Here is a 24,086-nt window from a genome sequence, read left to right on the forward strand (position 1 = left end):
GCGGACGGCAACAAGTTCTAAGGAATGAGAAACTTAGCGGCGTTGCCAGCTTTGATACTCTCCGCGGCGTTTTGCCGGCGCCGTTTCCGGCAGGCGTGCCAGCCCGACCAGCGAAATCACGCCCAGCACGCCGACATAGATCGCCAGCCCATACCAGTGGCCCTCCGTCAGCTGCAAAATCTTCACGGCGGCCAGGCCGAGAATGCCGCTGCCAATCAGCGAGCCGGTCTGCCAGATAACGGCGATGCCGCTACAGCGGATATGGGTAGGAAACAGCTCCGGGAACCACGAGGCCTGCGGCGCGTAACACATGCTGTGGCCCAGCGTCAGCGCCACGATCATGGCGATCTGCGTCAGCCAGTAGCTGTTCTGCTGCAGCGCAAGGAAAAAAGGCACGATCGACAGCACAATCAGCAGCGCCCCCATCAGATAGACCGGCTTGCGGCCGATGCGGTCGGAGAGCGCGCCCATCAGCGGAATAGCGAAAATTTCCAGTATCACCGCGACAATCATGCTCTCCATTAGCAGGCTGCTGTCGAGTTGGTTCGCCTTGCCCCAGGCCAGAATAATCACCGTCAACAGCGCAAAGGCGCAGGCTTCAATCAGCTTTGCCGCCACGCCGTTGATCACCAGGCCGGGATGCGCCTGGATAACCTCTTTTAACGGCCGCGATTCCTCCGCTTTGGTGGCGCGGATCTCGGCGAAAACCGGCGACTCGTCAATGCGCAGACGGATAAACAGGCCGACGATCACCAGCAGCGCGCTCAGCAGGAAAGGCACGCGCCAGCCCCAGCTCATCATCTGATCGGCGCTCAACAGGGCGTTGAGGATCGCGAACAGCGCCAGCGGCAGCAAAAAGCCGGCCGGTGCGCCCACCTGCACCCAGCTGGCGTAGAACCCCCGCCGCGCCGGCTGCGCATATTCTGCCGTCATCAGCACCGCGCCCGCCTGCTCGCCGCCAACGCCGAATCCCTGCAGCAGGCGGATGGCGATCAGCGAGACCGGCGCCCAGATGCCGATGGTCGCGTAGGTAGGCAGTAAGCCGATGCAAAAGGTGCCAAGGCCGACAATCAGAATGGTGGCGACCAGCGCCTTTTTGCGTCCTACCTTATCGCCGATATGGCCGAAAATAATGCCGCCGATCGGCCGCGCCAGAAAGCCGACGGCGTAGGTGGCGAAGGCGGCCAGCGTGCTGACCAGCGGATTATCGCTGGGAAAAAAGAGGTGGCCGAAAAACAGCACCGCGGCGGTGCCATAGGCGAAGAAGTCGTAATATTCCGCCGCGGTGCCGATAGCGGAGGCGCTGGCGACCCGGCGGATGACCTGTTTACTGTCTGCGTCGGCGGTGGCCTGCGCGGAGGAGTGGGTGAAGGCAGTCATAAGCTATCCGTATTGTCAGAGGATGCGCTACCATACAAGTCTGCACGTGAAGTTGTTGCGAAGATGATCACAGTTGTTAATAAAGCGACCCCAGGTGTAAACAGGTAACAGAACTGCTATCCTCGCCTGTTGTTCCGCTGAGCCAGCCAGCCGCCGAGGCGCTGATAAAGCAGGTTACAAATCAGTAAATTAAAGGTATAATGAGCGGAACATCATAACTTAAGTTATTGATTTTAAAGAATTTTAACCCAAATGACGCCTGGGAAGGCGACAGTGAGGCCGCTATGAGCGAAAAGTTACAGAAAGTCCTGGCACGTGCAGGCCACGGTTCCCGTCGTGAAATCGAAGCAAAAATCGCCGCCGGCCGCGTCAGCGTCGACGGCAAACTCGCCACGCTGGGCGACCGCGTTGAAAATGACAAATCCCTGAAGATCCGTATCGACGGCCATCTGGTTTCTATCGCCGAGTCGGCGACGGAAGTGTGCCGCGTGCTGGCCTATTACAAACCCGAAGGCGAACTCTGCACCCGCAGCGATCCGGAAGGTCGCCCCACGGTGTTCGACCGTCTGCCGCGCCTGCGCGGCTCGCGCTGGATCGCGGTTGGGCGTCTCGACGTCAACACCTGCGGCCTGCTGCTGTTCACCACCGACGGCGAACTGGCGAACCGCCTGATGCACCCGAGCCGCGAAGTTGAGCGCGAATATGCGGTACGCGTATTTGGTCAGGTGGATGACGATAAAATTCGCCAGCTGAGCAAAGGCGTGCAGCTGGAAGATGGCCCGGCAGCCTTTAAAACCCTGCGCTTCGCCGGCGGTGAAGGGGTCAACCAGTGGTACAACGTCACCCTGACCGAAGGGCGCAACCGCGAAGTGCGTCGCCTGTGGGAAGCGGTCGGTGTGCAGGTCAGCCGTCTGATGCGCGTGCGCTATGGCGACATCAATCTGCCGAAAGGCCTGCCGCGCGGCGGCTGGATGGAGATGGATCTGGCAGCCGTTAACTACCTGCGCTCGCTGGTAGGCATGGATGACGAAACGGTCACCAAGCTGGCGGTAGAGAAAGATCGTCGCCGCACCAAGGCGAATCAGATCCGTCGCGCCGTGAAGCGCCACACGCAGGTGAGCGGCAATGGCCGACGCAGCAGCGGTGGCGGCAAGCGCGGTTAACAAAAAAGCGCAGCCAGCGAGCTTAATACTTGTCAGTTAAGCACGGGATGATAACGCAGTCTGGAGTCGCTCAGGGGCGGGCGGTCCTCGCGCCGCTGACGCGGTTCCTTCACGCCATTCGTCTGCCTGACGGACCGGTGGGGATGGAACATCCCTGTTCCAGCCCCACCTTTCGCCCGCATCCCTGCGGGCTCTCCTGGCATACTCATTTTGTTCAGCGCTGCGAAATGCCCGCCCCTGAGTGGCTCCAGCCTGCTGGCCAGCTTCCGTGTGCGCGGCTGGAAAGGGCATAAGAGGGCGGACAGCAGCGTTTTTTTGCCTACCAGTCGATGCCCTGCTGCGCCTGAATGCCTGCGTCAAAGGCGTGCTTCACCGGGCGCATCTCGGTCACCGTATCCGCCTTCTCCAGCAGCGCGCGATGGCAGCCGCGTCCGGTGAGGATCACGCTCTGATGCGCCGGACGCGCGGCCAGCGCGCGCTCCACCTCCGCCAGCGGCAGATAATCCATGCTCACCATATAGGTGATCTCATCCAGCAGCACCAGATCGAGCATCTCGTCCGCCAGCATGCGTCTGGCGTGCTGCCACACCGCGAGGCAGGCGGCGCTGTCAGTGGCGCGGTTTTGCGTCTCCCAGGTGAAGCCGGTGGCCATCACCTGAAACTCCACGCCGTGCTGCGCCAGCAGGTTGCGCTCGCCGTTGGGCCACTCGCCCTTGATAAACTGGATCACGCCCACCTTTTTGCCGTGCCCCACGGCGCGCAGCGCGGTGCCGAAGGCGGCGGTGGTTTTCCCTTTGCCGTTGCCGGTAAATACCATCAGGATGCCGCGCGTTTCGGTTGCGGCGGCGATGCGCGCGTCAACCTGCTCTTTCAGCCGCTGCTGACGCTGCTGGTGGCGATCCTCGGCCATTATTCTGCCGCTCCCGGCTTGCGGCCAGGCTGTGCGTCAAAGCTGATGCCGGTTTTGCGGCGGCTGTCGTCGCCCATCACATAAAGGTAGAGCGGCATCAGATCGGCAGGGGTTTTAAGCTTGTTGGCATCTTCCTGCGGGAAGGCCGAGGCGCGCATTTTGGTGCGCGTGCCGCCTGGGTTGATGCAGTTAACCCGCAGCGCCTGGTTTTTATACTCATCCGCCAGCACCTGCATCATGCCTTCAGTGGCGAACTTGGAGACCGCATAGGCGCCCCAGCCGGCGCGGCCAGTGCGGCCAACGCTGGAGGTGGTGAAGACCAGCGAGCCGGCGTGCGATTTCAGCAGCAGCGGCAGCAGCGCCTGCGTCAGGAAAAAGGTGGCGTCGAGGTTAATTTTCATCACCTCCTGCCAGATCTGCGGATCCAGCTCGGCCAGCGGCGCGATTTCGCCGAGGATGCCGGCGTTGTGCAGTACGCCGTCGAGACGCGGAAACTGCTGCGCCAGCTGCTCCGCCAGCTGCTGACAGGCAGCGGGCGTCGCCTGCGCCAGGTCGAACACCAGGCAATGCGCCGGACGCAGGCCCAGCTGGCCGATCGCCTGCTGCGTCTGCTCCAGCCGCGCCAGATTGCGGCCCAGCAGGATCACCTCCGCGCCGTAGCGCGCATAGGTAACGGCGGCTTCGCGACCGATGCCGTCTGAGGCGCCGGTGACGAGAATAATGCGGTTTTGCAGCAGATCGCTTTTCGGTTGATAGTGCACGACGATATCCTTGAGCGCGTAAACGGGTTTTTGGCTTTATGCCTCAATTTGCCGGAGGGTGCAATCATCCACAGGCGCTTTCTGTGCCGGCCGCTGGCATTTCAGGCGACGCGCGGGCCTAAACCCGGTAAACTCTCTGATTAGTGCTAATTCTCTGTTTAATAAGGCGGCAGAATGGATTTACTCTCCAGTTATGGATTATTTCTGGCCAAAGCGGTCACGGTAGTGCTCGCCGTTGCCGCGGTAGTGGCGATTATCGTCAACGCGGCGCTGCGCAAGCGCGGTCAGGCGGCGGGGCAGCTGCGTCTGACGCATCTTGGCGACGACTATCAGCAGATGAAAGAGGATCTGCAGCTGGCAAAAATGAAGCCGCAGGTGCAGAAGGTGTGGCTGAAACAGCATAAAAAAGCGGAAAAGAGCAAGGCGAAGGCGGAGAAGCGCGCCGCGAAGCAGGGCGTGCTGGAGAGCCAGAAGCCGACGCTCTACGTGATCGACTTTAAAGGCAGCATGGACGCCGGCGAAGTCACGGCGCTGCGTGAAGAGGTTTCTGCGGTGCTGGCGGTCGCGGAAAAAGGCGATGAAGTGCTGCTGCGGCTGGAAAGCCCTGGCGGCGTGGTGCACGGCTATGGTCTGGCGGCGTCGCAGCTACAGCGCCTGCGCGATCGCGGCCTGCGCCTGACGGCGGCGGTGGACAAAGTGGCCGCCAGCGGCGGCTATATGATGGCCTGCGTGGCGGATCGCATTGTGGCCGCGCCGTTCGCCATTCTTGGCTCAATCGGCGTGGTGGCGCAGATCCCTAACTTCAACCGCCTGCTGAAGCGCAACGATATCGACGTCGAGCTGCACACCGCCGGCCAGTATAAACGCACCCTGACGCTGTTCGGCGAAAACACCGACGAAGGGCGCGAGAAGTTTCAGGAAGATCTCAACGAAACCCATCTGCTGTTTAAAGATTTCGTCCATCAGATGCGCCCGACGCTGGATATCGACAAGGTGGCGACGGGCGAGCACTGGTATGGCCGCCAGGCGCTGGATCTGAAGCTGATTGACGATATCAGCACCAGCGACGAGCTGATCATCAGCCAGATGGATCTCTTCAACGTGCTGGGCGTGCACTATGCGCGTCGGCGCAAGATGATCGACCGCGTGACCCATAGCGCCGGCTCGGTGGCAGAACGTCTGCTGATGAAATGGTGGCAGCGCGGCGAGAAGCCGCTGCTTTAAGCAATGGCGGGCCTGCACCTCGCGCCCGCAGCGCTAAACTGACCCGGCTGACGCCGGGTTTTTTATGCCAGGTGATAGCGCGACGAGAGCGTCAGCGCCAGATGCTTAAACACGTTAAACACCGCCGTGGTCTTCGCCGTCGGCAGCCCCTCGTCATCGAGAAAATAGGGGCCGCGAAACACCAGCACCTCGCCCTGCTGGATCACGTCGTCCGCTTCCAGTCCGGCAAAATAATCATCGTGCTCGCGAATAAGCGCATTGGCTTTTTCCAGTAGCGCCTGGCGTGAAATGGCCTCAGTATTCTTCTGCATTGAATATCCCTTTTTTGACATGCAACGAATCCTTTCTATATTACTTGCCAAAACCGCTGCGCGGCAAATCAGCAAAATGCGGCGAAAGCTGGCGGAAAATTAAACAGAGTGCTAATTAAGTTGCGTAACGAATTTTATCAGGTAGAGTGTGGGCGATTCAGATTTCAGGGAGATCACACCGGGAAGTGTGATGGCTTCAGATGAAAAAGTCGCTCTTATTCATACCCTTGCATAAGCATATGCAAGCTGGCCTGAGATTGACCCCGCAGCCTTGAAAAGCAGAAAAGGCGCAGCAATATTGAACCCATTGGGTTTCTGGGCATCAAATCCTCTCCCGTTTATCAGGACGTTTTCATTAGGTAAAGGTACATATGGGTAAAGCACTCGTCATCGTTGAGTCCCCGGCAAAGGCCAAAACAATCAATAAATACCTCGGTAGTGACTACGTGGTGAAATCCAGCGTCGGTCATATCCGTGATTTGCCGACCAGTGGTTCAACCGCGAAAAAGAGTGCTGACGGGGCCGGCGATAAAAAAGCCAAAAAGGTTAAAAAAGATGAAAAGGCCGCGCTGGTCAGCCGTATGGGTGTCGATCCCTACCACGGCTGGGAAGCGGACTACCAGATCCTGCCCGGAAAAGAGAAAGTCGTTTCCGAGCTGAAAGCGCTGGCGGCGAATGCCGACCACGTTTACCTCGCAACCGACCTTGACCGCGAAGGGGAAGCCATCGCCTGGCACCTGCGGGAAGTGATCGGCGGCGACGAGAAGCGCTTTAGCCGCGTGGTGTTCAACGAGATCACCAAAAATGCGATTCGTCAGGCGTTTGAAACGCCAGGCGAGCTGAATATCGACCGCGTCAACGCGCAGCAGGCGCGTCGCTTTATGGACCGCGTCGTCGGCTATATGGTGTCGCCGCTGCTGTGGAAGAAAATCGCGCGCGGTCTCTCTGCCGGCCGCGTGCAGTCCGTCGCGGTGCGCCTGGTGGTGGAGCGCGAGCGGGAGATTAAAGCGTTCGTGCCGGAAGAGTACTGGGAGCTGAACGCCGATCTGCACACGGCGAAAGGCGATCTGCTGGCGATGGCCGTCACCCACCAGAACGACACGCCGTTCCGTCCGGTCAACGGCGAACAGACGCAGGCCGCCGTTGCGCTGCTGGAAAACGCACGCTACGAAGTGGTGGATCGCGAAGACAAACCGACCAGCAGCAAGCCTGGCGCGCCGTTCATTACTTCCACGCTGCAGCAGGCGGCGAGCACGCGCCTCGGCTTCGGCGTGAAGAAAACCATGATGATGGCGCAGCGCCTCTATGAAGCGGGCCACATCACCTATATGCGTACCGATTCAACTAACCTGAGTCAGGACGCGCTGGCGATGGCGCGCGGTTACATCGACAAAAACTTCGGCAAAAAATATCTGCCTGAGAACGCCAACACCTACGCCAGCAAAGAGAATTCGCAGGAAGCGCACGAAGCGATTCGTCCATCCGACGTCAACGTGGTGGCGGAAAAGCTGAAAGATATGGAAACGGACGCGCAGAAGCTCTATCAGCTGATCTGGCGCCAGTTCGTTGCCTGTCAGATGGTGCCGGCGCAGTATGACTCCACCACGCTCACCGTTGCCGCGGCGGGCTTCAAGCTGAAGGCCAAAGGGCGCACGCTGCGCTTCGACGGCTGGACGCGCGTAATGCCTGCGCTGCGTAAAAATGACGAAGATCGCACGCTGCCGCCGGTCGACACCGGCGAGACGCTGGATCTGCAGCAGCTGACGCCCAGCCAGCACTTCACCAAGCCGCCGGCGCGCTTTAGCGAAGCCTCGCTGGTGCGCGAGCTGGAGAAACGCGGCATCGGCCGTCCGTCCACCTACGCCGCGATTATCTCGACTATTCAGGATCGCGGCTACGTACGGGTGGAAAACCGTCGCTTCTACGCCGAGAAGATGGGTGAAATCGTCACCGATCGTCTGGAAGAGAACTTCCGCGATCTGATGAACTACGACTTTACCGCCACCATGGAAGACAGCCTCGACCAGGTCGCCAACAATCAGGCGGAGTGGAAAGGCGTGCTGGATAACTTCTTCAGCGACTTTACCCAGCAGTTGGAGAAAGCAGAGAAAGATCCAGAAGAGGGTGGCATGCAGCCGAACCCGATGGTGCTGACCTCTATCGACTGTCCGACCTGCGGACGCAAGATGGGGATCCGCACCGCCAGCACCGGCGTCTTCCTCGGCTGTTCTGGCTATGCGCTGCCGCCGAAAGAGCGCTGCAAGCAGACCATCAACCTGATCCCGGAAAACGAAGTGCTGAACGTGCTGGAAGGCGACGATGCCGAAACCAACGCGTTGCGCGCCCGTCGCCGCTGCCAGAAGTGCGGCACGGCGATGGACAGCTACCTGATCGATCCGCAGCGTAAGCTGCACGTCTGCGGCAACAACCCAGAGTGCGACGGCTATGAAATCGAGCAGGGTGAGTTCCGTATCAAGGGCTACGACGGCCCGGTAGTGGAGTGCGAAAAGTGCGGCTCTGAAATGCACCTGAAAATGGGGCGTTTCGGCAAGTACATGGCCTGCACCAACGACGACTGTAAAAACACACGCAAAATCCTGCGTAACGGCGAAGTGGCGCCGCCGAAAGAAGATCCGGTGCCGCTGCCTGAGCTGCCGTGCGAAAAGTCAGACGCTTACTTCGTGCTGCGCGACGGCGCGGCGGGCGTCTTCCTCGCGGCCAACACCTTCCCGAAATCACGTGAAACGCGCGCGCCGTTAGTGGAAGAGCTGCAGCGCTTTAAAGATCGTCTGCCGGAAAAACTGCGCTACCTGGCGGAAGCCCCAGCGACCGATGCAGACGGCAACAAGACGATGGTGCGCTTTAGCCGTAAAACCAAACAGCAGTATGTCGCCTCGGAAAAAGAGGGTAAAGCGACGGGCTGGTCGGCGTTTTATATCGACGGCAAGTGGCAGGAAGCGAAAAAGTAAGTTCCCCACCTCCTTAAAGGCCAGCGCTGCTGGCCTTTTTCTTAGCCTTATATCAAAACGTTCTACATTCCTCCTTACGATGATATAGTGGTTATAGCATTTCCGACTTATTCCGATGCTTTGCCCTCTTTTCACCGATCTGGCGAACAACCCGCAATCGGGGATGCGCTCTGTAGCTTACTGGGATGGAACAGATATGAAATTGCAGCAGTTGCGCTATATCGTCGAAGTGGTTAATCACAACCTCAATGTCTCTTCAACCGCGGAAGGGCTTTATACCTCTCAGCCTGGCATCAGCAAACAGGTGCGCATGCTGGAAGATGAACTGGGCGTACAAATCTTTGCGCGCAGTGGCAAGCATTTAACCCAGGTGACGCCAGCGGGCGAGGAGATCATTCGCATCGCCCGCGAAGTGTTGTCGAAAGTCGATGCGATTAAATCGGTGGCGGGCGAACATACCTGGCCGGATAAAGGCTCGCTCTATGTGGCGACCACCCACACCCAGGCACGCTACGCGCTGCCGGGCGTCATCAAGGGCTTTATCGAGCGCTATCCGCGCGTCTCGCTGCATATGCATCAGGGCTCGCCAACGCAAATCGCCGAAGCGGTTTCCAAAGGCAACGCCGACTTCGCTATCGCCACCGAAGCGCTGCACCTCTATGACGACCTGATTATGCTGCCGTGCTACCACTGGAATCGGGCTATCGTTGTCACGCCCGATCATCCGCTGGCGGGCAAGGGGCAGGTGTCGATTGAGGAGCTGGCGGAATACCCGCTGGTCACCTACACCTTTGGCTTTACCGGACGTTCGGAGCTGGATACCGCGTTTAACCGCGCAGGGCTGACGCCGCGCATCGTCTTTACTGCGACCGATGCAGACGTAATCAAAACTTATGTTCGCCTGGGGCTAGGCGTCGGCGTTATCGCCAGTATGGCGGTCGATCCGCAGGCCGATCCCGACCTGGTGCGCATCGAAGCGGCAGAGATCTTCACCAACAGCACCACGAAAATCGGCTTCAGGCGCAGCACCTTCCTGCGCAGCTATATGTATGATTTTATTCAGCGCTTCGCGCCGCATCTTACCCGCGACGTGGTAGACGCCGCGGTCGCGCTGCGCTCAAACGATGATATCGAAGCGATGTTTAAGGATATCAAGCTGCCGTTTAAGTAAGTCGACGCATCGTTTAGCGTTATTTAAGGCTGCCCTGGGCAGCCTTTTTTGTCGCTAGCGGTTAGCGCCAGCTTAATGTCGATAAAGGCGATTATTTTTTTGTAAATGAAACATCGATCACATGTTTTTCTGTTTAGGTTACTTAAATGAGAAACAGTACACAAAATTTACCTTGCCGCTTTGCGTGCTGCCAGGATTATTCCCATACTCCAGTTAAGACCTGATGTAGAAGGCCTTTTTATCAGGTCTCTTTAAGTTAACTCAAATTAAAGGTGGTACTAATCGCAATTTAAGCCAAATCTGCAATGTAATAATTCAATTAAGGAAATGTATCGTGGTTCATTATTCCTTAAGTTATTTGGCGGTTTTGATAAATAGCGTTAATCGTTGTGCTCAATAAAAATAACTGGATTTTCGGCCTTAATGCGTTTAGGATTCGTCCTAAATCTTAATCGGTGTTATCAATCGTTTTATTGAGAGTGATTATCAGAAACTATGGCTACGAGACTGACTGTACAACCCGATTTTCGGGCAAAAAGCACCAAGGTTGAGCGCTCTGGTAATATCCGTCGCAAAGCCTGGTTAACCGTAATAGCTGCTTCTGCGCTGTTCTGGGTAGTAGTAGCCTTGATGATCTGGCGTATGTGGGGCTAAACCATGTGGGCAAACACACTCAGCCGTAAACAATTGTTATCCGCGCCGCAGCTCCAGGCGCCAGCCTGTAAAGGTAAAGAGAGCGTCGTGACGGAACACAAAGTGACAATCCCGGATAGCTGGGAGTTGAGTGAAAATCAGCGTCACTTCATCGAGTCTTTCATGGACACGAAAGCTAAATAAGCGGTCAGCGTTAACTGGCGATGCCAGTGCAATTCTTCTTTCCGGTTATCCGGCGGGCAAGTTAAAAGCCCACTCTTCACACTCAGCATATAAAAAGGGTGTCATCGCAACGCGATTGACAGCAGGACTTTTTTACGCCCGTTTTCGGGAGGAGTGACGTATGAATATGATGATGAACATGAACATGATTAAGATGTCCTGGCTGAGCGCCTATGCTTTCTCGCTGGCATTCTGGGCGGCCGCCGTCTGGATTGCGCTATAAGCAAAACCGATAATCCTCTCATTCCTGATGAAAACGCCCCGCATTGCCTGCGGGGCGTTTTTGTTTCTCTCGCCGGCCGGTGTAGCGATTCGTGTTGTAATCAAAACGTTAAAGAAAATGTAGTCTATCTTTAACATAAACCTTGTTCTCTCTGAGGTTACCGCGATCACGAAAAAAAAGGAGGAGCTATGTCGGACACCCTACGCGAGCTGAGTCAGGACAGGCTGCAGGTCGACGAGCAGCAGTACCATATTTTCAGTCTTCCCCGCGCCGCCCAACGCCTCGGCAACATCGATCGTCTTCCCAAATCGCTCAAAGTGCTGCTGGAGAATCTCCTGCGCTGGCAGGATGGCGACTCTGTCACGGAAGAGGACATCCAGGCGCTGGTGGGCTGGCAGCAGAACGCCCACGCCGACCGGGAGATCGCCTATCGGCCCGCGCGCGTGCTGATGCAGGATTTTACCGGCGTACCGGCGGTGGTCGATCTGGCGGCGATGCGCGAGGCGGTGAAGCGCCTGGGCGGCGACGTGGCGAAGGTCAATCCGCTGTCGCCGGTCGATCTGGTTATCGACCACTCGGTGACGGTGGATCGTTTTGGCGACGACAGCGCGTTCGAAGAGAACGTCGAGCTGGAGATGCAGCGCAACCATGAACGCTACGTCTTTTTGCGCTGGGGCCAGAAGGCGTTTAACAAATTCCGCGTAGTGCCGCCGGGCACCGGCATCTGTCACCAGGTTAACCTGGAATATCTGGGTAAATCGGTGTGGCATGAGCAGATTGACGGCAAGCAGTTTGCCTGGCCCGATACCCTGGTGGGCACCGATTCCCATACCACGATGATAAACGCCCTCGGCGTGCTCGGCTGGGGCGTCGGTGGCATCGAAGCTGAAGCGGCAATGCTGGGCCAGCCGGTTTCGATGCTGATCCCCGACGTGGTCGGCTTTAAGCTGACCGGCAAGCTGCGTCCAGGCATTACCGCCACCGATCTGGTACTTACCGTCACCCAGATGCTGCGCAGGCATGGCGTGGTAGGCAAGTTTGTCGAGTTTTACGGCGACGGGCTGGCCGATCTGCCGCTGGCGGACCGCGCCACTATCGCCAATATGGCGCCGGAATATGGCGCAACCTGCGGATTTTTCCCGGTTGACGACGTCACCCTCGGCTATCTGACGCTAACGGGCCGCGATGCCGAACAGGTGGCGCTGGTAGAAGCCTATGCGAAAACGCAGGGGCTGTGGCGCAATCCCGGCGACGAGCCGATCTTCACCAGCTCGCTGGCGCTCGATATGCAGAGCGTGGAATCGAGCATCGCCGGGCCAAAACGCCCGCAGGATCGCGTTTCCCTCGGTGATGTGCCCGCCGCGTTCAACGCCAGCAACGAGCTGGACGTCAACCATACGCAGCAGGCGCATAAAACCGTGAGCTATACCGACAGCGCCACCGGCCTCAGCCATGAGCTGGAGGATGGCGCAGTGGTGATCAGCGCCATTACCTCCTGCACCAACACCTCTAACCCCAGCGTCCTGATGGCGGCGGGGCTGCTGGCGAAGAAAGCGGTCGAGCGCGGCCTGAAGCGCCAGCCGTGGGTCAAAGCGTCGCTGGCGCCGGGATCCAAAGTGGTCTCTGACTATCTGGCAGTGGCGCAGCTGACGCCTTATCTCGACAAGCTCGGCTTTAACCTTGTGGGCTATGGCTGCACCACCTGTATCGGCAACTCCGGGCCGCTGCCCGATGAGATTGAAAGTGCGATTAAAGCGGGCGATATCACGGTGGGGGCGGTGCTTTCCGGCAACCGTAACTTCGAAGGGCGTATTCACCCGCTGGTAAAAACCAACTGGCTGGCCTCGCCGCCGCTGGTGGTCGCCTACGCGCTGGCGGGCAATATGAAGGTCAATCTGCAGACCGAACCGCTGGGTAAAGATCGGCAGGGCAACGACGTCTTCCTGAAGGATATCTGGCCGTCGCCGGAAGAGATCGCCACCGCGGTGCAGCAGGTGACCAGCGACATGTTCCATAAAGAGTATGCCGAAGTCTTCTACGGCACCAAAGAGTGGCAGGCGATCAAAGTGAGTGAAGCGGCCACCTATGCGTGGGACGAGGGCTCGACCTACATTCGCCTCTCGCCGTTCTTCGACGATATGGAACGTGAGCCGAAAGCGGTGGAGGACATCAAAGGCGCGCGCGTGCTGGCGATGCTGGGCGATTCGGTGACCACCGACCATATTTCGCCGGCGGGCAGCATCAAGGCGGACAGTCCGGCAGGACGCTATCTGCAGTCGCACGGCGTCGATCGCGCCGACTTCAACTCCTACGGTTCACGCCGCGGCAACCATGAGGTGATGATGCGCGGCACCTTCGCCAATATCCGCATCCGCAACGAAATGGTGCCGGGCGTGGAAGGCGGCTACACCCGCCATATCCCGAGCGGCGAGCAGCTGGCGATCTACGACGCGGCGATGAAGTATCAGCAGGAGGGTACGCCGCTGGCGGTGATTGCCGGTAAAGAGTATGGCTCCGGCTCCAGCCGTGACTGGGCGGCGAAAGGGCCGCGCCTGCAGGGCGTGCGCGTGGTGATCGCCGAATCCTTCGAGCGTATCCACCGCTCTAACCTGATTGGCATGGGCATTCTGCCGCTGGAGTTTGCGCCGGGGGTGACGCGTAAAACCCTACAGCTTACCGGCGAAGAGCTGTTCGACATCGACAATCTGTCGCAGCTGCAGCCTGGCTGCACGGTGAAAGTGAGGATGACGCGCCCGAACGGCGTGGAAGAGACGCTGGAGACGCGCTGCCGTATCGATACCGGTAATGAGCTGACCTATTACCGCAACGACGGCATTCTGCACTACGTGATCCGCAATATGCTGAACTAAGCGCAACGCCGGGGAAACCCGGCGTTTTTTTTGACAGGACGCAGGACGCTTTACTCCTCGAACCCTGCCGCCCGCGTCTCAGCATTGAAGCTGACTGAGCGGTTATTCCGGTTTCGGCAGCAGATGCCCCATCTTTTCCGCTTTAGTATCCAGATAGTGCGCGTTCTTCGGGTTGCGCCCGACGATCAGCGGCACGCGCTCGACGATATTGATCCCCGCTTCGCTGAGGATCTCCACCTTACGCGGATTATTGGTCAGCAAACGCACCTCGTTTACTCCCAGCAGCTTGAACATATCGGCGCACAGCGTGAAGTCGCGCTCGTCCGCCGCAAAGCCGAGCTGATGGTTGGCTTCCACCGTGTCATAGCCTTTATCCTGCAGCGCATAGGCGCGGATCTTGTTCAGCAGGCCAATATTGCGGCCTTCCTGACGATGGTAAAGCAGCGCGCCGCGACCCTCTTCGGCAATGGCGTTGAGCGCCGCTTCCAGTTGAAACCCACAATCGCAGCGTAAACTGAACAGCGCGTCACCGGTTAAACATTCCGAATGAACGCGCGCCAGCACGGGCGTGTTATCGCTGATGTCGCCATAAACCAGCGCGACGTGATCGTGTCCGGTTGCCAGTTCTTCAAAACCGACCATGAGGAAATCGCCCCAGGGCGTGGGCAGTTTGGCTTCTGCCACCCGTTTAAGCTGCATGTGACTCTCCAGAACCTTCAGAGGATGCGCTATTCTAAAATAGCGCACAGGCCAGTATGGCCTGAAAAAATTGACAATATTGTGCCACAACGTGAAGTTGGGCTGGTAATTTGTCAGAGCGATTGTAGTGATAAAGCACAATTATCCAATGCGCAACAGGTTATGTTATTATTTTTTAAGCTAAAGTTTTCAGCCAGCGGCGAAAAGACGCCGGAAAGAGGAAGAAAGGATGCTGGATATTCTGCGTCGCACCACGGCAGGCATGCTGCTGCTGATGATCATTCCGGTCGCGGTCTGGTTGACCGGCTGGCACTGGCAGCCGGGGGAGAGCAATGCGCTGCTGCGCGTTCTGTTCTGGATGACGGAAACCGTGACGCGGCCGTGGGGCACCCTGACCAGCCTGCTGCTCAGCCTGTGGGTGCTATGGTGCCTGCGCTTTCGCCTGCGGCCCGCGCTGCTGCTGCTGCTGATCATGAACGCCACCATTCTGACCGGGCAGTACACCAAGTCTTACATTAAAGATCAGGTGCAGGAGCCGCGCCCCTATGTGGTCTGGCTGGAGCACAGCCACGGACTCGACGACCGCGAATTTTATAGCATGACGCGCAAAGCGCGCGGCGAGCGCGTCGACCAGCTGCTCGCCAGCGACCAGCAGCTGCCGGGCTGGCTGAAGCAACACTGGGCGTTCGAAACCGGCTTCGCTTTTCCCTCCGGCCATACGCTGTTTGCCGCCAGCTGGGCGCTGCTGGCGCTGAGCCTGCTCTGGCCGCGTCGCCGCTATGTCACTATTGCGCTGGTGGGCGCGTGGGCGGGCGCGGTGATGGCCAGCCGACTGCTGCTGGGCATGCACTGGCCGGGCGATCTGGCGGTGGCGGTGGCGCTCTCCTGGCTGCTGGTCTCGCTGGCGACGTGGCTGGCGCAGCGTTTTTGCGGCCCGTTGACCCTGCCGCCGGAAGAGCGAAAGGAAGTGGCGCAGAGGGAAAGCGGATTGTAATTCCGTGCTTTATCCCCATATTATTGATTGCGCTTGCGTAAAAGCCATTCGCCTGGCGCTGCAGGGAGCAGCATTGTTGCCGCTTTTTTGGCATACTTCTACCGGATAACCTCACAACAGGATGCACTGTGAAATATTTGCTGATTTTTTTAGTGGTATTGGTCATTTTTATTATTTCCGTCACCTTAGGCGCGCATAACGACCAGGTCATCACCTTCAACTATCTGCTGGCGCAGGGCGAATTCCGTATCTCTACGCTGCTGGGCGCGCTGTTCGGCGCAGGCTTTGTGCTGGGCTGGGCCATCTGCGGCCTCTTCTGGCTGCGCGTCCGCGTCTCGCTGGGCCATGCGCAGCGCAAGATCAAACGTATGCAGAGCCAGCTGGACAAAAGCAATCCGCCAGTGACCACCTCGACGACCGTCGCGGGTCGGGAATAATACTCCATGCTCGAATTGCTGTTTCTGTTATTGCCCGTCGCTGCGGCTTACGGCTGGTATATGGGGCGACGCAGCGCGCAACAGGACAAGCAACAGGAAGCGAGTCGCCTGTCGCGGGATTACGTTGCCGGCGTTAACTTTCTGCTCTCCAATCAGCAGGACAAAGCGGTCGACCTCTTTCTCGATATGCTGAAAGAGGACAGCGGCGCGGTCGAGGCGCACCTGACGCTGGGCAACCTGTTCCGCTCGCGCGGCGAAGTCGACCGCGCCATCCGCATCCACCAGTCGCTGATGGAGAGCGCCTCGCTAAACTACGATCAGCGTCTGCTGGCGATCCAGCAGCTGGGCCGCGACTATATGGCGGCGGGCTTTTACGATCGCGCCGAAGATATGTTCAAGCAGCTGACGGATGAAACCGATTTTCGCATCAGCGCGCTGCAGCAGCTGCTGCTGATCCATCAGGCGACCAGCGACTGGCAGCAGGCGATTGACGTGGCCGAACGACTGGTGAAGCTGGGCAAAGATAAGCAGAAGGGTGAAATCGCGCATTTTTACTGTGAGCTGGCGCTTCAGGCGATGAGCAGCGACGATCTCGATCGCGCCATGAGCCTGCTGAAAAAAGGCGAAGCCGCCGATCGTCAGAGCGCGCGCGTCTCGATCATGATGGGACGCATCCTGATTGAGAAGGGCGACTACAGCAAAGCGATCGATCGTCTGCAGCGCGTGCTGGATCAGGATAAAGAGCTGGTGAGCGAAACGCTGCCGATGCTGGAGACCTGCTACCAGCGCCTGAACCAGCCCGACGACTGGGCGGCGTTTCTTCAGCGCTGCGTGGAGGAGAATACCGGCGCGTCGGCGGAGCTCTACATGTCCGATATCCTCGAACGTCAGGAGGGGCCGGAAGCGGCGCAGCTCTATATCAACCGTCAGCTACAGCGTCATCCCACTATGCGCGTTTTCCATCGCCTGATGGATTTCCACCTGCACGAAGCGGAAGACGGGCGCGCCAAAGAGAGCCTGATGGTGCTGCGCGACATGGTCGGCGAGCAGATCCGCACCAAGCCGCGCTATCGCTGCCAGAAGTGCGGCTTTACCGCCCATGCGCTCTACTGGCACTGTCCATCGTGCCGCACCTGGTCCTCGGTGAAACCGATCCGCGGGCTCGACGGCCAGTAATTGGCCGTTGCGCTACGCACGCTTTCTTAGTTACAACATACTAAAATATTTATTCCTCAACTCGCTTAGCGACGTGCAACTTATCGCCTGGCAGGCAATCGGCGCGCCGCAAACGTTGTCCCTGGCATAACGCGCGGGTAGAATGCATGCCGTTTGTCTTCTCTGCCACGCGCCGTCAACTACGAGGAAATGCCATGCCCTTATCGCCAACCGTGACCGCTTCGCCCATTCTTGTGGCGCTCGATTATCACGATCTCAATAGCGCATTGCGTTTTGTCGACCAGATTGATCCGCAGAGCTGCCGCCTGAAAGTCGGCAAAGAGATGTTTACTCTGTTTGGTCCCTCGCTGGTGAAAGATCTGCAGCAGCGCGGCTTCGAAGTGTTTCTCGACCTTAAATTCCACGACATTCCCAACACCGCCGCGCACGCCGTTGCGGCGGCGGCCGACCTGGGTGTCTGGATGGTCAACGTGCACGCCAGCGGCGGGGCGCGCATGATGAACGCCGCGCGCGAAGCGCTGCTGCCGTTCGGCAACGAGGCGCCGCTGTTGATCGCCGTTACGGTGTTGACCAGCATGGACGCAGAGGATCTTCTCGGCCTCGGTATTACCCTGTCGCCCGCCGAGCAGGCGGAGCGGCTGGCGAAGCTGACCCGCGACTGCGGTCTGGACGGCGTCGTCTGTTCCGCCCATGAAGCCGCGCGCTTTAAAAGCGCATTTGGCGCCGATTTCGCGCTGGTGACGCCGGGCATCCGTCCGGCCGGCAGCGACGCTGGCGATCAGCGTCGTATTATGACACCGCAGCAGGCGCAGCAGGCGGGCGTCGACTATATGGTGATCGGACGCCCCATTACGCAATCCAGCGATCCTGCCGCCACGCTGTCGGCCATTTTGAACAGCCTGAAGGAGCCGTCATGAGCCGCGACAATCCTCTGGTTTACTCTACCGACGCGGGCCGCATCGAGCAGCCGCAAGAGAAGGTCGTCCGTCCAAAAGGCGACGGCATCGTGCGCATCCAGCGCCAGACCAGCGGCCGTAAGGGTAAAGGTGTGTGCCTGATTACCGGACTCGATCTCGACGACGAGGCGCTGAACAAGCTGGGCGCAGAGCTGAAAAAGAAGTGCGGCTGTGGCGGCTCGGTGAAAGAGGGCGTCATCGAGATTCAGGGCGATAAGCGCGATCTGCTGAAGCAGCTGCTGGAGGCGAAAGGGCTGAAGGTAAAACTGGCGGGTGGTTAACGAAAAATCGGGCTACGAAAGTAGCCCGATGAGGGTGTAGATGCGCTGCGTAGCCTTTATTTTAAATATGCTTGTCGGTCGTTAATTTACCTGATGACCGATGACACCGCCCACTGCCGCGCCGCCGAGGGTTCCCAGCGCGCTGCCGTGCGTTAACACTGAACCACCAATTGCGCCCGCTCCGGCGCCGATAGCGGTGTTACGATCGCGTTTTGACCAGTTCGAACAGCCGCTCAGCGCGACGACAAGAGTGGTGGCCAGAACAGCTGCGGTAATACGTTTCATGGTTGTTGTCATAAACTTCTCCTTGGTTGTGCTCACAGAGGCAACACACTAAGTATAGGTGGTTTTTTCCTCTGCTCTGTTATCTACCCGTGTTACGCCATCGCTTCTTCCATGAAGATGCCGATCTGCCTTTCACTATGGACAATGTTGTCTCGGGAAGATAAATGCAACTGGCAAACAGATCCGCCCATTGCACGAGTGAATTCTAAGCCTTATGCAGATTTTCCGAAGATGGAAGATTCCTAATTCGCGCCGCATTTTTCATTTAACAGCCGTTTTCCGCCTCTTTTACAGCCAGTCTCTCCATAACCTTTTTAGCCAGCGCCTGCACAATTCAGGGATAAATCTGAGCAGGAGAATGCAATGCTGGAACAACTCAAACAACAGGTCCTGGAAGCGAATCTGGACTTGCCGCGCTATAACCTTGTGACCTTCACCTGGGGCAACGTCAGCGCCATCGATCGCGAGCGTGGCGTGCTGGTGATCAAACCTTCCGGCGTCAGCTACGCCAGCATGAAGCGCGACGACATGGTGGTGGTGGATCTCGCCAGCGGCGAAATCGTCGAGGGCGACAAACGGCCTTCATCCGATACCGCCACCCACCGCGCGCTCTATCTGGCGTGGCCGGAGATCGGCGGTATCGTCCATACCCATTCGCGCCACGCCACCATCTGGGCGCAGGCCGGCCGCGCCATTCCCGCGTGGGGCACCACCCACGCTGACGACTTCTACGGTGAAATTCCCTGCACCCGCGCTATGCATGACGATGAAATCCAGCGCGACTACGAGTGGAATACCGGCGGCGTCATTATTGAAACCTTCGCCCAGCGCGATCTGTCGCCCAGCGCCATTCCGGCAGTGCTGGTGAACTCGCACGGGCCTTTTGCCTGGGGACGTGACGCCCAGGCGGCGGTGCACAGCGCGGTGGTGCTGGAAGAGGTGGCCTATATGGGGCTGTTCAGCCAGCAGCTGCGCGCCGATCTGCCGCCCATCAATCAGACGCTGCTCGACCTGCACTACCTGCGCAAGCACGGCAAAAACGCCTGGTACGGTCAGAAAGCCTGATTTATTGCACCTCATGGATGAGGTGCGCATTTCCGCTGCCATGCGGCTGGTATGGCGACGCCGCTCAAAATAACGAAACATAACGCTCACAAAAAATAAAACAGCGTTTCAATTTTACGGCGCGATCACTGTTTTCACTCTCCGTCACCCGTACTTTGCTGTCACGCCTTCGGGCATACAACAACGCACCTCCCTCTGGACAGCAAAGGTGATCTCTGATGCATATCAAACGTGCTATCGATAAAATTCCCGGCGGCATGATGCTTATTCCGCTCTTTCTCGGCGCGCTTTGTCATACCCTGACGCCCGGCGCCGGTAAATACCTCGGTTCCTTCTCCAACGGCCTGATGACCGGCACGGTGCCGATCCTCGCGGTCTGGTTCTTCTGCATGGGCGCCTCGATCAAGCTCAGCGCCACCGGCGCCGTGCTGCGTAAATCGGGCACGCTGGTCATTACCAAAATTGCGGTCGCCTGGATCGTGGCGGCTATCGCCTCCCGCGTGATGCCGGAAAATGGCGTCGAGGTGGGGATGTTCGCCGGGCTTTCGACGCTGGCGCTGGTGGCGGCGATGGATATGACCAACGGCGGCCTCTACGCCTCGATCATGCAGCAGTACGGCAGCAAAGAAGAGGCGGGCGCCTTTGTGCTGATGTCACTGGAGTCGGGTCCGCTGATGACCATGGTGATCCTCGGCACCGCCGGTATCGCCTCTTTTGAACCCCACGTCTTTGTCGGCGCGGTGCTGCCGTTCGTGGTCGGGTTTGCGCTGGGCAATCTGGATCCAGAGCTGCGCGAATTCTTCGGCAAAGCGGTGCATACCCTGATCCCGTTCTTCGCCTTCGCGCTGGGCAACACCATCGACCTGACGGTCATCGCTCAGACCGGGATGCTGGGCGTGCTGCTGGGCGTCGCGGTGATCGTTATCACCGGCATTCCGCTGATTATCGCCGACAGGCTGATTGGCGGCGGCGACGGCACCGCCGGCATCGCCGCCTCCAGCACCGCGGGCGCGGCGGTGGCGACGCCGGTGCTGATCGCCGAAATGCTGCCGCAGTTTAAGCCGGTCGCGCCAGCCGCCACGGCGCTGGTGGCAACCTCGGTTATCGTTACTTCGGTTCTGGTGCCAGTTATTACTGCGATCTATTCAAAACGCGTTAAGCGTTCTCGCGTTGCGTCAGCCCAGCACGCGGCGATCAAGTAACCCCGCTTAAGCATCCCCGACCTCTAAGTCGGGGATATCTCTGGATTTTACTTTATAAATCAATCTCTCATTTGGTCTGGCCTCTCTCTGCATTACGCTGATGTGGCGTTTAACGCATCAAAATAAACAGAGGATGAGACAATGACAGTAATTAACCAACCAACTTGCCGACTGTTCACCGAAGTGGGACAGACCACCCAGCTCGCCGCGTACTACGAAGAGGGTCGCCGCACCATGTGGATGATGCTGCGCGCGCAGCCGCGCCCCAGCTTCAACCATGAATTAATTGAGGAGATCATGAACCTGAGCTATGCGGCGCAGCGTTCCGGGCTGCCGATCGATTTCTGGGTCACCGGCTCGCTGGTGCCGCAGATGTTCAACGCCGGAGGCGACCTGCGCTTCTTCGTGGAGTGCATTCGCAACAACCGCCGCGAGGCGCTGCGCGCCTATGCGCGGGCCTGCGTCGACTGCATTCATTCAGCGGCGCGCGGCTTCGACACCGGCGCGGTGACCATTGCGATGATTGAGGGCAGCGCGCTGGGCGGCGGCTTTGAGGCGGCGCTGGCGCACCACTTTATTCTGGCGCAAAACAACGCGCGGCTTGGCTTCCCGGAAATCGCCTTTAACCTGTTCCCCGGCATGGGCGGCTACTCTTTAGTGGCGCGCCGCGCCGGAATGAAGCTGGCGGAAGAGCTGATCTGTGAAGGGGAGTCGCACAGCGCAGAGTGGTATGAGACGCGCGGTCTGGTGGACAAAGTGTTCCAGCCGGGAGAGAGCTATCGCTGCACGCGCACCTTTATTGATACGCTGCGGCCGAAGCTCAACGGCGTGCGCGCCATGCTGAAGGCGCGCCAGCGCGTGCTGCAGCTGTCGCGTGCCGAGTTGATGGATATCACCGAGGACTGGGTCGACTATGCCTTTACGCTGGAACCGAAAGACATCGCCTATATGGAACGTCTGGTGCAGTTACAGAACCGCCACAGCGCGTCCCTGCGTAAAGCGGGCTAATAACAACGAGTTTTAAACGCGGGCAGGATGCTTAGCCAGCCAATGCCCGAGCTGCTCTGCGGGCATTGGTTTTGCGTAAAAATAGCCCTGACGCCCATCCACACCGTTAAGGAGAACGAATTCTTCTTCCGCTTTGGTCTCGATGCCTTCGGCGATCACCTGCAGCGTCAGCGCCTTGGCCACGGCGACGATAGCGCGCACCAGCGACTGAGAGACCGGCTGCTCGTTAATATTGCGGATAAAACTTTGATCGAGCTTGATAGCGTTGATCGGCACGCGCGCCAGCTGCGACAGCGAAGAGTAGCCCGTGCCGAAATCGTCGAGATGCACCTGCGCGCCCAGCTCCTGAAACTGCTTCATCAGGGTCAGCGCCTGCGCTTCGTTTTCTATCAGGCAGCTCTCCGTCAGCTCGATATCGATAGGGCATTCGGCCAGCCCGCTGTCCATCAGCGCCAGTTTGAGATCGCTGTAGATGCTCTGGTCGATAAGCTGCCGCGCCGAGACGTTGACCGCCACGCGCAGATTGATGCCCTGTTCGCGCCACGCCAGAATCTGACGCAGCACCGTCAGCATGACCCAGCGGCCGAGCGGCACAATCAGGCCCGACTCTTCGGCATAGGGGATAAAATCGGCGGGTGACACCATGCCGCGCTCCGGGGAGTTCCAGCGCACCAGCGCTTCCGCGCTGCGCACCACGCCGTCGCTGTCGAGCTTCGGCTGATAGAACACCGTCAGATGATCCTGCTCGAGCGCCTTGCGCAGGTTGGTGTCGAGCCAGAGATATTCAAATACGCGCTGGTTCATTTCAGCGGCGAACACGCAGAACTTGCCGCGCCCGTTCTCTTTGGCGTGGTACATCGCGGTATCGGCGTTGCGGATCAGGCTCTCGCGATCTTCGCCGTGCAGCGGCGCCAGCGCGATGCCGATAGAGCAGCCGCTGTAAACTTCGATCAGGCCGATGCGGAACGGCTGACGCAGGCGTTCCAGAATGCGTGACGCCATCGCCTCCAGCGCCGCCTGGCTGGTGTGCTCCGCCAGCACCACGAACTCGTCGCCGCCGAGGCGCGCCAGCGTCTGGTCTTTGCCCAGGCAGCTGAGGATCGCCAGCGACACCGCCTGCAGCAGCTGATCGCCGAACATATGGCCGTAGGCGTCGTTGACCTTCTTGAAATTATCGAGATCGAGGTAGACCACGCCGGTCTCATCCTCTTTCGCCAGCTCCAGCGCCAGGCTAATTTGCTGGTGGATCGCGTTGCGATTGGGCAATCCGGTCACCGTATCGGTGTTCGCCATCACCCGCAGGCGCTCCTGCGCCCGTCGCTCCTCAGTTATGTCCGTTCCTGAACAGATGAGGAAAATTTCATTTTTCCCGCTACCGCTGTGCACGAACTTATTACGAAACAGAAAGAGTCGCTGGCCCTTACGGGTTTTCACCCAGCGTTCTACCTCGTAGGAGTTGCCGTCGCGGAAGAAGCCGGCGATGTTGCGCCGCGACGCGGCGGCCTCCTGTTTGGTCATAAACAGCTGAAACACGTTGCGGCCGATCACCTCGTGCTCCTGCAGCCCGGTGTACTCTTCGCTCAGTCGGTTAAAGCGCTGAATATTGCCGCGCTGATCGACGATGACGATCACCGAGTTCGCTTCAGAAACCACCTGCTCGGCAAACGACAGTCCGAGCGTCAGGTCGCGCGCGACCGCGGAGGTGTCGCCCCAGGCAGAAGCGGTGCCGGCCCAGCTGGACTGGTTCACCTTGCGGCCGACAAAGTGCATCGGCACCGGTGTGCCGTGCAGCGGCAGCGTCAGATTGACGCTGGAGGTGATCACCGGCATGGCGCGCAGCAGGCTGGCCTGCGCGGGCGTGAGCGCCACGGCGATATTGGTATGCGCATTTTCATCTTCTGCAAAATGCAAAGCATCGCTGTCGGTGGTCAGGCGCCAATGAGGGCTGGTTGTACCAAACAAGGTATACAGCAACGTTTGCCCTTGTTCATCGGTCATGGAAAGGTCCTCCGGGGGAGTGCTCTGCAGGCGTTATCTCATTATTTTATCAACAGTATTCGGCATCCCGCTTCAGCACAAGATGCCAGCCAAATATATTTTCCAGTCTGATAAAGAATGGCACAAA

The 24,086-nt window shown here is 58.7% G+C and carries 22 protein-coding genes; 15 read left to right on the forward strand and 7 right to left on the reverse strand.

Going from position 1 to position 24,086, the window contains the following annotated elements; all coding sequences use genetic code 11:
• Window positions 1-33: 33 nt before the first annotated feature.
• A complete protein-coding gene (locus tag B2J69_RS07970; RefSeq protein ID WP_081138089.1) occupies window positions 34-1,380 on the reverse strand; it encodes an MFS transporter in 1,347 nt (448 codons plus the stop codon).
• Window positions 1,381-1,664: 284 nt separating this feature from the next.
• Here B2J69_RS07970 and rluB point away from each other — a divergent pair, with 284 nt between their 5' ends.
• Complete coding sequence (gene rluB, locus B2J69_RS07975) at window positions 1,665-2,543, forward strand: 23S rRNA pseudouridine(2605) synthase RluB (protein ID WP_081138091.1); 879 nt, start codon at window positions 1,665-1,667, stop codon at window positions 2,541-2,543.
• Window positions 2,544-2,862: 319 nt separating this feature from the next.
• On the opposite strand, the gene cobO is transcribed toward rluB, so the two are convergent.
• Together cobO and B2J69_RS07990 are read right to left on the reverse strand one after the other, a co-directional pair.
• Window positions 2,863-3,453, reverse strand: coding sequence for a cob(I)yrinic acid a,c-diamide adenosyltransferase (gene cobO, locus B2J69_RS07985; RefSeq protein WP_081138093.1), 591 nt, complete (start codon window positions 3,451-3,453; stop codon window positions 2,863-2,865).
• Complete coding sequence (locus B2J69_RS07990) at window positions 3,453-4,214, reverse strand: YciK family oxidoreductase (protein ID WP_081138095.1); 762 nt, start codon at window positions 4,212-4,214, stop codon at window positions 3,453-3,455. The genes cobO and B2J69_RS07990 overlap by 1 nt, the downstream gene beginning before the upstream one ends.
• 174 nt (window positions 4,215-4,388) lie before the next feature.
• On the opposite strand from B2J69_RS07990, the gene sohB reads away from it, so the two are divergent.
• A complete protein-coding gene (gene sohB / locus B2J69_RS07995; RefSeq protein WP_081138097.1) occupies window positions 4,389-5,438 on the forward strand; it encodes a protease SohB in 1,050 nt (349 codons plus the stop codon).
• Window positions 5,439-5,500: 62 nt separating this feature from the next.
• Here sohB and B2J69_RS08000 read toward each other — a convergent pair whose 3' ends face one another.
• A complete protein-coding gene (locus tag B2J69_RS08000; RefSeq protein WP_081138099.1) occupies window positions 5,501-5,749 on the reverse strand; it encodes a YciN family protein in 249 nt (82 codons plus the stop codon).
• A 371-nt stretch (window positions 5,750-6,120) separates the two neighbouring features.
• Here B2J69_RS08000 and topA point away from each other — a divergent pair, with 371 nt between their 5' ends.
• The 5 genes from topA (at window position 6,121) to acnA (ending at window position 13,858) form a co-directional block, all read left to right on the forward strand.
• A complete protein-coding gene (topA, locus tag B2J69_RS08005; protein WP_081138101.1) occupies window positions 6,121-8,718 on the forward strand; it encodes a type I DNA topoisomerase in 2,598 nt (865 codons plus the stop codon).
• 196 nt (window positions 8,719-8,914) lie between these two features.
• Window positions 8,915-9,889 carry an HTH-type transcriptional regulator CysB gene (cysB, locus tag B2J69_RS08010; protein ID WP_081138103.1) on the forward strand — a complete coding sequence of 325 codons (975 nt, stop codon included), beginning with the start codon at window positions 8,915-8,917 and terminating at the stop codon, window positions 9,887-9,889.
• Window positions 9,890-10,384: 495 nt separating this feature from the next.
• On the forward strand, window positions 10,385-10,543 hold the full coding sequence (locus B2J69_RS08015) for a YmiA family putative membrane protein (RefSeq protein ID WP_081138105.1): 159 nt from the start codon (window positions 10,385-10,387) through the stop codon (window positions 10,541-10,543).
• A 343-nt stretch (window positions 10,544-10,886) separates the two neighbouring features.
• The gene (locus B2J69_RS24510; RefSeq protein WP_371824363.1) at window positions 10,887-10,988 is read left to right on the forward strand and encodes a small membrane protein YmiC; all 102 of its coding nucleotides are present in this window, start codon (window positions 10,887-10,889) and stop codon (window positions 10,986-10,988) included.
• Window positions 10,989-11,176: 188 nt separating this feature from the next.
• Window positions 11,177-13,858, forward strand: a complete 2,682-nt coding sequence (acnA, locus tag B2J69_RS08025; RefSeq protein WP_081138109.1) for an aconitate hydratase AcnA — start codon at window positions 11,177-11,179, stop codon at window positions 13,856-13,858.
• A 102-nt stretch (window positions 13,859-13,960) separates the two neighbouring features.
• On the opposite strand, the gene ribA is transcribed toward acnA, so the two are convergent.
• On the reverse strand, window positions 13,961-14,557 hold the full coding sequence (gene ribA / locus B2J69_RS08030) for a GTP cyclohydrolase II (RefSeq protein ID WP_081138111.1): 597 nt from the start codon (window positions 14,555-14,557) through the stop codon (window positions 13,961-13,963).
• A 229-nt stretch (window positions 14,558-14,786) separates the two neighbouring features.
• On the opposite strand from ribA, the gene pgpB reads away from it, so the two are divergent.
• From pgpB to yciH, 5 genes are all read left to right on the forward strand, one after another.
• Window positions 14,787-15,551 (forward strand): phosphatidylglycerophosphatase B, encoded by a 765-nt coding sequence (pgpB, locus tag B2J69_RS08035; protein ID WP_081138113.1) that lies wholly within the window; start codon window positions 14,787-14,789, stop codon window positions 15,549-15,551.
• A 128-nt stretch (window positions 15,552-15,679) separates the two neighbouring features.
• The gene (locus B2J69_RS08040; RefSeq protein ID WP_081138115.1) at window positions 15,680-15,988 is read left to right on the forward strand and encodes a LapA family protein; all 309 of its coding nucleotides are present in this window, start codon (window positions 15,680-15,682) and stop codon (window positions 15,986-15,988) included.
• 6 nt (window positions 15,989-15,994) lie between these two features.
• Entirely contained in the window at window positions 15,995-17,164 is a 1,170-nt protein-coding gene (lapB, locus tag B2J69_RS08045) for a lipopolysaccharide assembly protein LapB (RefSeq protein ID WP_081138117.1), read from the forward strand.
• Between the two features lie 194 nt (window positions 17,165-17,358).
• Window positions 17,359-18,081, forward strand: a complete 723-nt coding sequence (gene pyrF / locus B2J69_RS08050) for an orotidine-5'-phosphate decarboxylase (protein ID WP_081138119.1) — start codon at window positions 17,359-17,361, stop codon at window positions 18,079-18,081.
• Window positions 18,078-18,401, forward strand: coding sequence for a stress response translation initiation inhibitor YciH (yciH, locus tag B2J69_RS08055; RefSeq protein WP_081138121.1), 324 nt, complete (start codon window positions 18,078-18,080; stop codon window positions 18,399-18,401). Before pyrF ends, yciH begins: the two co-directional genes overlap by 4 nt.
• An 81-nt stretch (window positions 18,402-18,482) precedes the next feature.
• Here the strand turns inward: yciH and osmB are convergent, their stop codons facing one another.
• A complete protein-coding gene (osmB, locus tag B2J69_RS08060) occupies window positions 18,483-18,698 on the reverse strand; it encodes an osmotically-inducible lipoprotein OsmB (protein WP_081138123.1) in 216 nt (71 codons plus the stop codon).
• Window positions 18,699-19,049: 351 nt separating this feature from the next.
• On the opposite strand from osmB, the gene araD reads away from it, so the two are divergent.
• The 3 genes from araD (at window position 19,050) to B2J69_RS08075 (ending at window position 21,961) form a co-directional block, all read left to right on the forward strand.
• The gene (gene araD, locus B2J69_RS08065) at window positions 19,050-19,751 is read left to right on the forward strand and encodes an L-ribulose-5-phosphate 4-epimerase (protein ID WP_081138125.1); all 702 of its coding nucleotides are present in this window, start codon (window positions 19,050-19,052) and stop codon (window positions 19,749-19,751) included.
• A gap of 218 nt (window positions 19,752-19,969) precedes the next feature.
• Window positions 19,970-20,953, forward strand: a complete 984-nt coding sequence (kdgT, locus tag B2J69_RS08070; RefSeq protein WP_081138127.1) for a 2-keto-3-deoxygluconate transporter — start codon at window positions 19,970-19,972, stop codon at window positions 20,951-20,953.
• A gap of 141 nt (window positions 20,954-21,094) precedes the next feature.
• Entirely contained in the window at window positions 21,095-21,961 is an 867-nt protein-coding gene (locus B2J69_RS08075; protein WP_033746837.1) for a crotonase/enoyl-CoA hydratase family protein, read from the forward strand.
• 12 nt (window positions 21,962-21,973) lie between these two features.
• Here B2J69_RS08075 and pdeR read toward each other — a convergent pair whose 3' ends face one another.
• Window positions 21,974-23,959: a cyclic di-GMP phosphodiesterase gene (gene pdeR, locus B2J69_RS08080; RefSeq protein ID WP_081138129.1), complete on the reverse strand. Its 1,986-nt coding sequence runs from the start codon at window positions 23,957-23,959 to the stop codon at window positions 21,974-21,976.
• Between the last annotated feature and the right edge of the window lie 127 nt (window positions 23,960-24,086).

Source organism: Pantoea latae (assembly GCF_002077695.1).
Lineage (GTDB): Bacteria > Pseudomonadota > Gammaproteobacteria > Enterobacterales > Enterobacteriaceae > Pantoea > Pantoea latae.